The organism is Streptomyces sp. NPDC042102, assembly GCF_055582305.1.
Genome location: NZ_JBVJDL010000001.1, coordinates 1,304,144 through 1,317,205 on the forward strand (window position 1 = coordinate 1,304,144; position 13,062 = coordinate 1,317,205).

Consider the following 13,062-nt stretch of genomic DNA (forward strand, 5'->3'; position numbering starts at 1 on the left):
CGCCGTCCGGGACGCCGTCCGGGGGCGCCGGCCTACCGGTGCAGCCGCTCCGGCCAGTCCTGCGGGACCCGGTCGGCCGGGCCGGGGGCCGGCTGGCTCGCCGGGTGGGCGTCCGGCGGGGTCAGCGCGGGGCCGGATTCGTACAGGGTGTCGGTGTCGTAGTTCCAGTACCACTCCTCGCCCGGTTCGAAGGTCTGCACCAGGGGGTGGCCGGTGGACCGCCAGTGGGCGGTGGCGTGCTGGGCCGGTGAGGAGTCGCAGCAGCCGATGTGACCGCACTGGGCGCAGCGCCGCAGGTGGAACCACCAGCCGCCCACCGCGTCGCACTCGGCGCAGCCGGTGCCGGCGGGCGGGACGCCCGGGTCGATTCCCTTGATGTCCGTGATGTCCTTGGTGTCGTCGGTGTCGTCGGTCATGCCGGCTCCTCGGCGGTTGGGGGGTCGGTCGCGGGTCCGGGCCCGGGATCGGGATCGGGATCGGTTCCAGGGTCGGGGGCCGTCAGCGGCAGCAGCACCTGGAAGCGGGTGTCGCCCGGGACCGACTCGGCCTGGAGGCTGCCGTGGTGCTTGTTGACCACGATCCGCCAGGAGATGTCGAGGCCGAGGCCGGTGCCCTCGCCGACCGGCTTGGTGGTGAAGAAGGGGTCGAAGACGCGGCTGCGGATGTCCGCCGGGATACCGGGGCCGGTGTCCCGGAACTCCACCAGCAGCCGGTCGCCCTCCCGCGCCGTACGCACCGTCAGCGTGCCGTCGCCGCCGGTGCTCCCGATGGCGAACACGGCGTTGTCGATCAGGTTGGTCCACACCTGGTTGAGCTCCGCCGGGTAGGCCGGCACCGGCGGCAGGGAGCGGTCGTAGTCCTTGACCACCCGCACCCGCGGGCCGATCTTGCCGGACAGCATCAGCAGGGTGCTGTCGAGGAGTTCGTGGACGTCGACGACCCGGTGCGGGGCGCGGTCGAGCTGCGCGTACTGCTTGGCCGCGTCCACGAGGTGGGAGATCCGGGTGGTGGAGTCGTCGATCTCGTCCATCAACAGCTCGGTCTCGACCGTGTAGTTGAGCCAGCCGACGGCCCCCGGCAGGATGTCCGGGTCCACGGTCGCCGCGACCTGCTCCAGCCAGTCCGTGTCCAGCCCGGCCTGCACGAAGGTGGGCGCGATCCGCCAGCCCTCCGCGATGCCGTGCCCGTCGAGCCAGTCGGCGATCTCGTCCTCCCGGTCGGAGGCCTCCAGCGGGCTCAGCACCGGCGCCTTAGCGACGCGTTCGGCCGTCCGCTCCTGGATCTCGATGAGGTCGGCGAGCGCCTCCCGGGAGTACGGCCCCCGGGCGATGATCGCGAGCTTGTGCCGCATCCGGCCCACCCGTTCCCGCAGCGTCGCGGTGGCCCGTACGGCCGCCGCGGCCGGGTTGTTGAGCTCGTGGGTGAGACCGGCGGACAACGAGCCCAGCGCCAGCAGCCGTTCGCGCTGCCCGATGGCCCGCTGGGTGTTCCGCGACCCGAAGAAGAGCCCCTCCAGCAGGTGCGCGGCCATCGGGAACCAGTCCCGCATGAGGTCCGAGAACGACTGGGCGGGCAGCACGAAGAACCGCGTCGGCTCGGTCACCCGCATCGAGTTGACGTACGTCTGCGGCACCTGGTCGCCCAGGTACGCCTGCATGGCGCCCGCGTACACCCCGCGCTGCGAGGTGCGGCTCACCTCGACGTCGTCGCCGCCGACCCGCCGGGAGAGGACGACGGTGCCCTCGATCATCACGTAGAAGCAGGTGGCCGGATCGCCCTCGGCGTACACCGGGCCGGCCTCGAACCGTTCCACCCGCCCCTCGGCGCACAGCCGCCCGAGCTGTTCCGGGGAGAGCTTCTCGAACAGGAACAGCGAGCCGATCTCCTGCGGACTGCACGGCGCGGCCTGCCCGTTCATGACTGCTCCAGGTACCGGTGGACGAGCATCACGGCCATGGCCCCTTCGCCGACGGCCGACGCGACGCGCTTCGCGGACTGGGCGCGCGCGTCGCCGGCCACGAACACGCCGGGCACGCTGGTCTCCAGGTGGTAGGGCGGCCGGTCCAGTTCCCAGTCGGCCGGCGGCCGCCCGTCCGGGGTGAGGTCCGGCCCGGCCAGGATGAAGCCGTGCTCGTCGCGCAGCACCGTGCCGGCCAGCCAGTCGGTCAGCGGGGCCGCGCCGATGAACACGAACATCCACTGGGTGTCGACGCGTTCGGTCGCGCCGCTGTCCATGTCCCGCAGGGTCAGCCCTTCCAGGTGCCCCTCGCCCCGGGCGGCCGCGACGACCGTCCGGGTCCGCACCGTGATGTTCGGCGTCTGGTCGATCTGCTGCACCAGGTAGTACGACATCGACGCCGCCAGAGACTCCCCGCGGACCAGCAGCGTCACCGACTTCGCACCCCGCGCCAGGTACACGGCCGCCTGCCCGGCGGAATTGGCGCCGCCCACCACGTACACGTCGTCGCCCGCGCAGGAGGACGCCTCGGTGAGCGAGGAGCCGTAGTACACCCCGCGCCCGGTCAGCTCGTCGCAGCCCGGCGCCGGGAGCTGCCGGTACGAGACCCCCGTCGCGAGGATGACGCTGTGCGCCGCGACCGCCGAGCCGTCGGAGAAGCGGACCACGCGCGCCGGGCCGCCCACCTCCAGCCCGGTGACCTCGCGCGCCGTGAGGATCTCGGCGCCGAACCGGCCGGCCTGGCGGCGGGCGCGGTCCGTGAGCTGTGCGCCCGAGACCCCGTCGGGGAAGCCCAGGTAGTTCTCGATGCGCGAGCTCTGCCCCGCCTGTCCGCCGGTCGCCGACCGCTCGACCAGCACGGTCCGCAGGCCCTCGGAGGCCCCGTAGACGGCCGCGCCCAGGCCGGCCGGGCCGCCGCCGATCACGACGAGGTCGTAGAAGTCGGCGGCCGGCGTCGTCGCGAGTCCGACGTGGGCGGCCAGGTCGGGCGGCTCCGGCTCGATCAGCGCCGTGCCCTCCGGGGTGATGACCACGGGCAGCCGGTGCCCGTCGGCCCCGGCCGCCTCCAGCAGCCGCCGCCCCTCGGGTTCGTCGGAGGAGTACCAGCGGTAGGGCACCTGGTTGCGGGCCAGGAACTCCCGTACCCGCGAGGAGGGCGCCGACCAGCGGTGCCCGATCACCTTGGTGGCGGGCACGGGCCGGTAGTCGCTGGAGCGCCAGGCCGTCAGCAGATCGTCCAGGACGGGGTAGAGCTTCTCCTCCGGCGGGTCCCAGGGCTTGAGCAGGTAGTGGTCGAGGTCGACGATGTTGATCGCGTCGATGGCCGCGTTGGTGTCGGCGTACGCCGTCAGGAGCACGCGCCGGGCGCCCGGGTACACCCCGAGCGCCTGTTCGAGGAACTCGATGCCGTTCATCTGCGGCATCCGGTAGTCGGCGAGGATCACGGCCACCAGGTCGCCCCGCAGTTTCAGCTCGTGCAGCGCCTCCAGCGCCGACTCCCCGGACTCGGCCCGCACGATCCGGTAGCCGGCGCCGTAGTGGCGCCGCAGGTCACGGGCGATCGCGCGGGAGACTCCCGGGTCGTCGTCCACGGTCAGGATGACGGTCCGCGCCGGGTCGGCGGCCTGTGCCATACGTCTCCGCACCGAGTGCTCAGGGCGGGCGCCGCGGCGGGCCTCCCGCGCCGGTTCCCGCCCATCGTATGTGCGATCGCCCCGGGCCGCGCCCGGAGCGCCGGTCAGGGACAGTACGACTCCAGGGTGCCCCGGCGGCGGACGTCGAGGGTCGCGCAGTGGAACGAGCCCCCGAAGGGCGCGTAGTGCTGGAGGTCGCACGGGATCGGCTCGAAGCCCCACGCCTCGAGGGCCCGGAGCATGCCCGTCTGGTGGCGCTCCGCGATCACCCGGCGTTCGTCGACCACGAGGACGTTCATGCTGAGCCATTTGCCGCACATCGACGTGAGCTTGAGCAGGGGCTCGACGACCGGGTCGGGCTCGGGGGCGATCAGGACCTCCCACGAGCGGAGCGCCTCGGGCAGGTGGTCGACGTCGACGTACTCGGGGTTGACCAGCACCCTGCCGGGCGCGAGCGGCATGAACGTCGTGTCGATGTGCATGGGCGTCCGGCAGCGGCTCTCCACCTCGTGGATGCGGTAGCCCGGTCCCAGATGGCGGCGCAGCCAGTCGATGCCCATGCGGTTGGTGACGTTGCTCCGGGTCACGAACAGGTCGCGCCCCGCCCGTACGAAATCGGCGGCGTCGAAGACCGGCTCGAACTCCGTGAGGATGCTGCGTACGGGCTGGCCGTCCCGGGGGACGCGGAAGTCAGCCTCGAACAAAGGCTCGGTCAGCTGCGGCCTCGGCGCCGCGGTCCAGCGGGCACCGCGCCGGAAGTAGTCCTTGAGGATGCCCCGGTAGGCGTGCGTCTCGAAGTACCGGCACGGCCACGCCATCGGGGTCTCGATGATCTCGTCACCGACCACCAGCAGGCTGTCGCGCGGGCAGGTGGTGCCGAAGCCGCGGGAGGACCAGTCGGGGGTGGCGAAGCGCCTGCTGTGGTCGACCGGGTCCGGCCGCGTGACCGTGATGCCCAGGGACTGGAGCAGGGCGATGAACCGGTCGAGTTCGGCCTGCGCCGTCTCGACCAGGGCGCGCGGGTACCGGCGGCCGGCGGCGAGCCCTTGCAGGCGCGCCGCCCAGGCCGGAATGTTGCAGGCCACGACCGGATGCCGGGAGGGGATCGTGGCGCCGTCGAGGCGCCCCACGATGATCTCCTCCAGCGGGTCCCACTCGGTGTGGGAACCGACCGGCGGGACGAGGGGCGTCGCGGGGGTACCGGGCCGCTGCGCTGCCGTCATCGTCGACCGCCTTCGCTCGCCGTCCGCCTTCGCGGTCGTTCCGCCTCCGCGCGCGGTCGTACCGCCTCCGCTCGCGGGCGTCGGTCTCTCACCCTATCCAGCGGCTCACGAACCCGCGCGGGGAACGCTCCCGGGCTCGACGACGTGACCGTCGCGCAGCTCCACGACCCGGTCGGCGAGCTCGATCAGATGGGGGTCGTGGGTGGCGACGAGGATGGTGACGCCCTCGCTGCGCACCACCGCGCGCAGCAGCTCCATGATCGACCGGCCGGTCTCCGAGTCGAGCTGCCCCGTGGGCTCGTCCGCGATGATGAGATCGGGGTCGTTGGCCAGGGCACGGGCCACCGCGACGCGCTGCTGCTGGCCGCCGGAGAGTTCGCCCGGGCGCTGCTCGGCGTGGTCCGCGAGCCCGACCAGGGCGAGCAGGGTCCGGGCGCGCTCCTCGCGTTCCGCGGCCGGGACGCGGCGCAGCCGCATCGGTACGCCGACGTTCTCGGCGGCGGTGAGGACGGGGATCAGGCCGAAGGACTGGAAGACGAAGCCGATGCGGTCGCGGCGCAGGGCGAGCAGACCCGGCTCGTCGAGCGTGGCGAGGTCGGTGCCGTCGAGCGTGATCCGGCCGGAGGCCGGGGTGTCGAGGCCGCCGACGAGGTTGAGCAGCGTGGTCTTGCCGGAGCCCGACCGGCCCCTGAGGGCGGTCAGTTCGCCGCGGCGGACCTCGAAGGACACGCCGCGCAGGGCGTGGACGGCCTGCGGTCCGCTGCCGAAGCTGTGGTGGACGTCGTCCACGACCACGATCGGCGTGCCGCCGTCCGGCGCGGCGAGGCCGTCGGCCTCCCGCGGCGCCGGGACCGCCACCGGTCCCCTGTCGTCCCTCATCGCCCGTACCCCCGTTGCCTGTCCGTCGCACCCGCTGCCACTACGGCCTGCCGGTGCAGCCTTCTGATCGCATTTGCGCATCTGTGGCAGCAATCGCGCAAGCCCCTTCCGTCCATGGCGCGAATCTGACAGCATCGTCCGCTATCCGGTACCGAGAGTCCCGGACGGGGGAGGAAAACAGAACGTGCTCGGCTTCGTCGTGCGCCGACTGCGCGGGCGATGGCCGCTCGCCGTCGCCATGCTGTTCACCGTACTGATCACCGCGACCACCCTGACCGCGCTGACGGCGTTCGCCCGCGGTGTGGGGGAGGAGGGACTCCGGCGGGCCCTGACCGGGCCGGAACAGCCCCGGACCACCGTCGTGATCACCAGCGGCCGTCCCGCCGCCGACCGCGCCAAGGACGACGCGGCCGTGCGGACCTACGCGGACCAGGTCTTCGGGCGGCTCCCGGTGGCTTTCCAGAGCGTGGCGCACAGCCGTTCGTACGGACTGCCGGGCGGCGCCGCCTCGGGCCGCGACGCCGACCTCACCCTGCTCGCCGCACTCGGCCGCGACCACGCGGAACTGCTCGCCGGCCAGTGGCCCGCCCCGGTCACGGCCGGGCCCGGATCCGGCGCCCCCGCCGCGCCGCTCCAGGTGGCCGTGCCGCGCGCGGCGCTCGCCCGGCTCGGCCTGGACGGGTCCGCGCTGCCCGCCCCGGTCCGGCTGGCCGACCGGTTCGGCGGACCCGAACTGACCGTCCAGGTCACCGGCGTCTACCGGGCCACCGACCCGGACGCCGGGTACTGGCGCCTCGACCCGCTCGGCGGCCGTGAGGTCCAGGCCGGCACCTTCGCCACGTACGGCCCGCTCCTGGTGGACGACAGCGCCTTCACGGCGGGCGGGCTGCTGCAGAACTACCGCCTCACCCTGCTGACTCCGGACCTGCGCACGATCGGCACCGCCGAGGCCGGGGCCGTGCGGACCAGGGCGGCCCCCGCGGGCGCCGCCCTGGAGCGCACCACCTCGCTCCGGGCCGCCACCGAACTGCCCCGGCTGCTGGCCGAGTCGGAATCCGGCCTCCTCGTCGCCCGGTCCACCCTGCTGATGGGTGCGCTCCAGCTCGCCGTCCTCGCGGGCGCCGCCCTGCTCCTCGTCTCCCACATCCTGACCGTCCGCCAGGAACCGGAACGCGTCCTGCTCACCGCGCGCGGCGCCTCGCGCCGTCGCCTCGGCGCGCTGACCGCGGCCGAATCGCTGCTGCTCGCGCTGCCCGCGGCGGTCCTGGCACCCCTGCTCACCCCGCCCCTGCTGCGCCTGGCCGGCCGGTTCGGGCCGCTCGGGCAGGCCCGGCCGGCGATCCCGGACACCTGGCTCGTCTGGCCGGTCGCGGCCGGCTGCGCCCTGGCCTGCGTGCTGCTGACGACCCTGCCCTCCCTCCTGCGCGGGGCGTCCGCCGCCGTACTGCGCCGCGTCGGGCGCAGGCAGGCCCTGGTGACGGGCGCCGCCCGCTCCGGCCTGGACCTGGCGGTGCTGGCCCTCGCCGTCCTCGGCTACCAGCGCCTCGCGCGGTACGCCGGCACGGACGCCCCCACGCCCGGCACCGCCGGCGGCGGCGGGCTCGGCGTCGACCCGGTGCTCGTCGCCGCGCCGGCGCTGGCCCTGTGCGGGGGCACGCTGCTGGTCCTGCGGCTGCTGCCGTTCGCGGCGCGGGCCGGGGGACGGCTGGCGGCCCGCGGCCGGAGCCTGGCGCCGGCCCTGTTCGGCTGGCAGCTCGCCCGCCGGCCCGGCCGGGCCACCGGGCCCGTCCTGCTCCTCGTCCTCGCCGTCTCCAGCGGCACCCTGGCCCTCGGCCAGCACACCGCCTGGTCCGCGTCCCAGTGCGACCAGGCCGGCTTCGCCACCTCGGGCGGCCTGCGGATCTCCGCCAGCAGCATGTCCCCGATGGGCCAGGGCGGCCGATACGGTGCCCTGCCCGGCGGCGACCGGCTGATCCCGGTGGCCCGCCGTCAGCACAACCTGCCCGACGGGAAGTCCTCCGACCTCGTCGCCCTGGACGCCGCCCTGATGGACGAACGGGTGCCGCTGCGCGCGGACCTGCGCGGCGGGCGGGGGATGCGGGAGCTGTTCGGCCCGCTGGCCGCGGGCGGCGCGGGTGCCGCCGCAGCGGGCCCGGGCGTCCCCCTGCCCGGCTCGCCCCGCCGGATCGACCTCGACGTCACCGTACGGTCCGCCGGGACGAGCTGGGCGGCCGTGAGCCTGCTGCTGCGCGACCGGTTCGGCGCGACGTACGCCACGCCCTCGGCCACCCTGCCCACCGCCGGCGACGCCACCCTCCCCTTCTCCCTGGACGCGCTGACCGGCGCCCCGGTCGGCTCGGCCGCGGCCCCGCTGACGCTCGCGGGGATCCGCCTGTCGTACGGCGGCGACGGCGGCCCGCCGGGCGACGGCAGCGAACTGACCGTCCGCCGGATCGCCGCCTCCCCCACCCCCCACGGCGAAGCCACCACGGCACCGCCCACCTCCGCGCCCGGCTCCGCGTCGGGCGGCACGCCCGGCTCCGCGGCCAGCGGGGGGTGGCGCTGGTCGCCGCCGCAGGGCCCGCGGTCGCTGCGGGCACCCGAGCCGGCCCCCGTACCGGCCGGTTCCACCGACGTGCTGCGGATGCGCTTCTTCGGCGGACAGGGCACCGAGAAGGGCGTCAACACCGTGCTGTTCCCGGCGCCCGCCACGCCGCTCGCCGAGGCCCTCCCGGCCGTCGCCACCACCGACTACCTGCGGTCCCTGGGCGCCTCGGTGGGCGCGACCGTTCCCGTCGCGCTGGACGGCGCGACCGTGCCCGTGAGGATCACCGCAGCCGTGGACGCCCTTCCCGTCGTCGGCCGGACCGGGCTCGCCGTCGACCTGCGCGCCCTCGGCCGGTTCCTGCTGGAGACGGCCGGCCAGCAGGCGGCCCCGCCCACCGAGTGGTGGCTGCCCGCCGCCTCGGCCGCCGACCCGGCCCCGGCCCGCGCCGCGGCCGAACTGCGCGCGGGGGCCAGGACCGAGCGTGTCCAGCTGCGCGAGGAGGTCACCGCCCGCCTGCTCGACGACCCCCTGACCGCCGGCCCGCAGAGCGCGCTGGCCGCCCTCGCCGCCGCCTGTGCCGTGCTGGCGGCCATCGGCTTCGCCACCTCCACCGCCGCCGAACGGCGCGTACGCGGCCGGGAGTTCTCGGTCCTGCTCGCGCTCGGCACCCCGCGCCGGTCCCTCGCCCTGGCGTCCGCCGCCGAGGGCGGCGTACTGATCGCCATCGGGACCGCGGTCGGCACCGGGCTCGGGGTCGCGCTCGTCCACCTGCTGGCCCCCCTGGTCGTGCTGACACCCGCCGGGGGCCGGCCGTTCCCGCCGGTACGGGTGGACATGCCGTTCTGGCCGACCCTGCTGACGGCCGCCGCCATCGTCGCCGTACCCCTGCTGTCGGCCGTGCTCAGCGGTCCGCGTGGCCGTGACATCGCCGGCCGGCTGCGTCCCGTGGAGGAGATGTGACCACCCCGCCGCCCGCCGCCCCGCCGCGGCCCACCGCCGCCGCGCGGCCCGCGCCGTGGGTGCGGACCCGGCTGCGCGCGGCACCGCTGGGCACCCTGCTCGGCGCCGCGCTGGCGTTCGTCGCCGTGGTGCTGGCCGCGGCCCTGCCGCGGGCCCAGGACCGGGGCGCCGACCAGGCCCTGCGGTCCTTCCTGGAGAGCAGCGGCACGAGCCGGACCAGCCTGCTGGTGACCGCCCCGACACCGAAGAACGGGGAGAGCACCGAACTCCTGGACAGCACGCTGCGGAGCCTGCTCGCCCGGACCGGCGGCAGCTTCCACGTCGACTCCGGCACGGTGGTCCACGGCACGCGCAACACCAAGCGGCAGCCGCTGACGAACCCGGAGCTGTCCCGCCCGTCCGGCTTCCCGCCCCGGCTGTCCCTGCTGTACGTCCGGCAGGCGCGGGTGCACACCACCCTGGTGGAGGGCCGCTGGCCGAGCGACACTCCCACCGTCGCCCCCGACGCGCCCCCCTACGGCACGCCGATCCAGGTCGTCCTCTCGCAGCGGGCCGCCCAGACCCTCGGCGCCCGCGTGGGATCCGTCCTCGCCGGCAGGTCCGTGGTCGACGGTACGCCGTCCGTCGAGGTCGTCGGCCTCTTCTCGGTCCACGACGAGGGCGAGGACTTCTGGCGGGACGAGCTGGGCTGCCTGGCCCGCGCCTGCGAGTTCTACCAGGGCGAGAACCTCTCCTGGGACGTCGACGCCCTGATCGGGGCCGGTGACCTCGGCCGGCTGGACACCTGGGGGCAGACCGCCGAGGACTTCTGGCGGCTCCCGGTGGACGTCGGCCGGCTGCGGGCCGACCGGCTCGACGCCACGGCGCGGGACATCGCCTCGTACGTCGGCGGGCCCGCCGCCGCCACGCTCTCCCGCGAGACCCTCCGCCAGCTGCACACCACCTCGTGGCTGCCCGAACGGCTCGAGCAGGCCCGGGCCCGCATCCGGGCCGCGGCACCGCTCGCCGCGATCGGACCCGCCGGCGTCGCCGGGGTCGCCTTCGTCGTGCTGTGCCTGGCCGGCGCGCTCGCCGGGGACCGCCGGGAAGCCGAGCTGCGGCTGCTGCTGGCCCGCGGCGGCTCGCGCGCCGGCATCGTCGGCCGGCTCCTGGGGGAGGGCGCCGTCACGGTGCTCCCGGCGGCCGCGGCCGCGACGGCGCTCGCCGTCCTGCTGCTGCCCACGCCGCGGCTCGCCCCCACGCTGCTGTCCGCCGCGGCCGTCGCCCTGCTCGCCCTGCTGGCCTTCCCGGTCCGGGCGGTCGTCCTGCTGACCCCGCCGCGCCCGGTCGCGCGGTGGCGCCGGCCCCTGGCCGAGCTGCTCGTGCTGCTCGCCACGGCCGCCGCGGTCCTGGAGGTCCGCCGCCGCGGGGTGGCACCCGCCGGCAGCGACCCGGATCCGCTGCTCGTCGCGGCCCCGCTGCTGCTGGCGCTGTGCGGGGGGCTGCTGCTGGCCCGGATCCAGCCGGTGGTCACCGGCTGGCTCGCCCGCGCGGCGGGCCGCCGCTCCGGACTGGTCGGCTTCCTCGGACTGGCGCGGGCCGCCCGCGGCCCGGGCTCGCGCGGCGCCGGGTCGCCCGCCCGGGGCGGGGCCGGTCCCTCCGTCCTGCCGATGGCCGCCCTGCTCCTCGCCCTCACCACCGGGGGGTTCGGGGCCGCCGTGCTGCACTCGGTGGACGCGTCCCGGCTGGGCGTGGCCCGGCTGACGGTCGGGGGCGACGCGGCGATCACGACGTACGGGAACGCGCCGCTCCCGGAGGGGCTGGCGAAGGCCGCGGGCGCGCTGCCGGGCGTACGGACATCGGTGCCGCTGTGGATCGACGACGACTCCACCGTCGTCGGCGCCGCCCAGAGCCCCACCCAGGTCACCGTGGTCGTCGCCGAGCCGGCCGGGTACGCCGAGCTGTCCCGCACCCTCGGCTGCGGCTCCTTCGACCCCGCCGTGCTGGCCGCGGGCGGCGCGGGATCCGACCAGGCCCCGGTGCCGGCGCTGTTCAGCGCGGGCCTGGCCCGGCAGGCCGCCGGGGGGACGTACGTGCTGCGGCCCGGCAACGGCGGTGAGCTGCGGACCCGGGCCGCCGGCGTGATCGACTGCACCCCGGCCCACCCGGCTCCGGACGCCGCGGTCGTCGTCCTGCCGGCCGGCCCCGCGACGGCGGCCGTCGGCGGCACCGACCGCCCCAACCGCTGGTTCGCGCTCGGTTCGCCCGGCGGGGAGCGGCTGCGGGCGCTCGTGCGGGCCGCGCTCCCGCCGGCTTCGACCGCCTCCCCGGGGCCGGCCCCGGCTCCGTCACCCGCCGCCGCTGCCGCCGCCGGTCAGGGTCCGGCGCCCGGCGGGGGGCCCGCCGACGAGGTGTATCCGGTGCGCACCAGCGCCGAGGTGGTCGCCGGACTGGGCGACGATCCGCTGCAGCGCTCGGCGCAGCGCCTGTTCTGGGCCTCGGTGGCCGCGGCGGCCGGCTTCGCGCTGCTGGCCGTCCTGCTGACGCTGATGCGGACCGTGCCCGAACGCGCGGCGCTGCTGGCCCGGCTGCGCACCATGGGCCTGCGCCGCCGGCAGGGCGTCGCGCTGATCCTCGCCGAGACCCTGCCGCAGACCCTGGCCGCGGTGCTGGGCGGCGCCCTGACCGCGGCGTGCGCCGTCGCGCTCCTGGGCCCGGCGATCGACCTGTCCGCGCTGGTCGGGGCGCGCGTACCGACCGGTGTGACGCTGACGGCCGGGCCCGTCCTGAGCCTGGCCCTGGGCCTGGCCGCCCTGGTCGCCGTGGCCGTGCTCGTCGAGGCGGCGACATCCGGGCGACGGCAGATCACCACCGAGTTGAGAGCGGGAGACCAGCGTTGAACAGCGACCAGCCGACGTACGAGGAGCTGCGCCGCCGGGCCACGGCCGCCGCGCGGCCCCGCACCCCGGGGAGGGACGCCGCCATCGTCTGCGACCGCCTGGTCCGGATCTTCAGCGCGGACGGCATCGAGGTGCAGGCCCTCCAGGGGCTGGAGCTGACGGTCGACGAGGGCGACCTGGTGGCCCTCGTCGGCGCCTCGGGCAGCGGCAAGTCCACCCTCCTGAACATCCTGGCGGGCCTGGACGTCCCGACGGCCGGCAGCGCGGCGGTCGCCGGCTACGACCTGCTGGACCTGTCGGCGCGGGACCGGCTGCGCTACCGGCGCGAGGCGGTCGGGTTCGTCTACCAGCAGACGGCCCGCAACCTGCTGCCCTTCCTGACGGCGGCCCAGAACGTCGCCCTGCCGATGCAGCTGAAGGGCGGCTCCCGGCGCGGCGCGGGAGCCCGCCGCGCCGCCCGGGTCACGGAGGTGCTGGACGCCCTCGGCATCGGCGACCTCGCGCACCGGCGTCCCGCGCAGCTGTCCGGCGGCCAGCAGCAGCGCGTCGCGATCGCGGTGGCGATGGCGAACGACCCCAAGGTGCTGCTGGCCGACGAACCGACCGGCGAACTGGACTCGGAGACGGCCGCGTCGGTCTTCGAGACCTTCCGTACGGTGAACAAGGAGCTCGGCGTCACGGTGGTCATCGTGACGCACGACCCCATGGTGGCGGGCGAGGTCCGCCGCACGGTGGCCATCCGCGACGGCCGCACCAGCAGCGAGGTGCTGCGCCGCCTGGTCACCGACGAACACGGCGGGGAAACGGTCAGCGAGCGCGAGTACGTCGTCCTGGACCGCTCCGGGCGCGTCCAGCTGCCCCCGAAGTTCCTCCAGGCGCTGGGCATGGAGCACCGTGTGGCGGTGGACCTGGCCGCGGACCACATCGAGCTCCGCCCGGACCGCGGCTAGGGTCCGCGGCTGGGGCCTGTCCGCCGGACCGG

At 75.9% G+C, this 13,062-nt stretch carries 8 protein-coding genes; 3 read left to right on the forward strand and 5 right to left on the reverse strand.

The features are described 5' to 3' along the window. Positions 1 to 32: 32 nt before the first annotated feature. The 5 genes from ACZ6KO_RS05325 to ACZ6KO_RS05345 all read right to left on the reverse strand — a co-directional run bounded on the left by ACZ6KO_RS05325 (position 33) and on the right by ACZ6KO_RS05345 (position 5,693). Positions 33 to 386, reverse strand: coding sequence for a UBP-type zinc finger domain-containing protein (locus ACZ6KO_RS05325; RefSeq protein WP_469301558.1), 354 nt, complete (start codon positions 384 to 386; stop codon positions 33 to 35). Positions 387 to 412: 26 nt separating this feature from the next. Then, positions 413 to 1,918, reverse strand: a complete 1,506-nt coding sequence (locus tag ACZ6KO_RS05330; RefSeq protein ID WP_469300217.1) for an ATP-binding protein — start codon at positions 1,916 to 1,918, stop codon at positions 413 to 415. Further along, complete coding sequence (locus ACZ6KO_RS05335) at positions 1,915 to 3,591, reverse strand: NAD(P)/FAD-dependent oxidoreductase (protein WP_469300219.1); 1,677 nt, start codon at positions 3,589 to 3,591, stop codon at positions 1,915 to 1,917. Before ACZ6KO_RS05335 ends, ACZ6KO_RS05330 begins: the two co-directional genes overlap by 4 nt. 104 nt (positions 3,592 to 3,695) lie before the next feature. Further along, a complete protein-coding gene (locus ACZ6KO_RS05340) occupies positions 3,696 to 4,814 on the reverse strand; it encodes an amidinotransferase (RefSeq protein WP_469300221.1) in 1,119 nt (372 codons plus the stop codon). Between the two features lie 105 nt (positions 4,815 to 4,919). Further along, positions 4,920 to 5,693: an ABC transporter ATP-binding protein gene (locus tag ACZ6KO_RS05345; protein ID WP_469300225.1), complete on the reverse strand. Its 774-nt coding sequence runs from the start codon at positions 5,691 to 5,693 to the stop codon at positions 4,920 to 4,922. 184 nt (positions 5,694 to 5,877) lie between these two features. On the opposite strand from ACZ6KO_RS05345, the gene ACZ6KO_RS05350 reads away from it, so the two are divergent. The 3 genes from ACZ6KO_RS05350 to ACZ6KO_RS05360 are packed head-to-tail and all read left to right on the forward strand — an operon-like array spanning position 5,878 to position 13,030. After that, complete coding sequence (locus tag ACZ6KO_RS05350) at positions 5,878 to 9,201, forward strand: FtsX-like permease family protein (RefSeq protein ID WP_469300228.1); 3,324 nt, start codon at positions 5,878 to 5,880, stop codon at positions 9,199 to 9,201. Next, positions 9,198 to 12,080 (forward strand): hypothetical protein, encoded by a 2,883-nt coding sequence (locus ACZ6KO_RS05355; protein ID WP_469300231.1) that lies wholly within the window; start codon positions 9,198 to 9,200, stop codon positions 12,078 to 12,080. The genes ACZ6KO_RS05350 and ACZ6KO_RS05355 overlap by 4 nt, the downstream gene beginning before the upstream one ends. Continuing rightward, complete coding sequence (locus ACZ6KO_RS05360) at positions 12,077 to 13,030, forward strand: ABC transporter ATP-binding protein (protein WP_469300234.1); 954 nt, start codon at positions 12,077 to 12,079, stop codon at positions 13,028 to 13,030. Before ACZ6KO_RS05355 ends, ACZ6KO_RS05360 begins: the two co-directional genes overlap by 4 nt. The last annotated feature ends 32 nt before the right edge of the window (positions 13,031 to 13,062 follow it).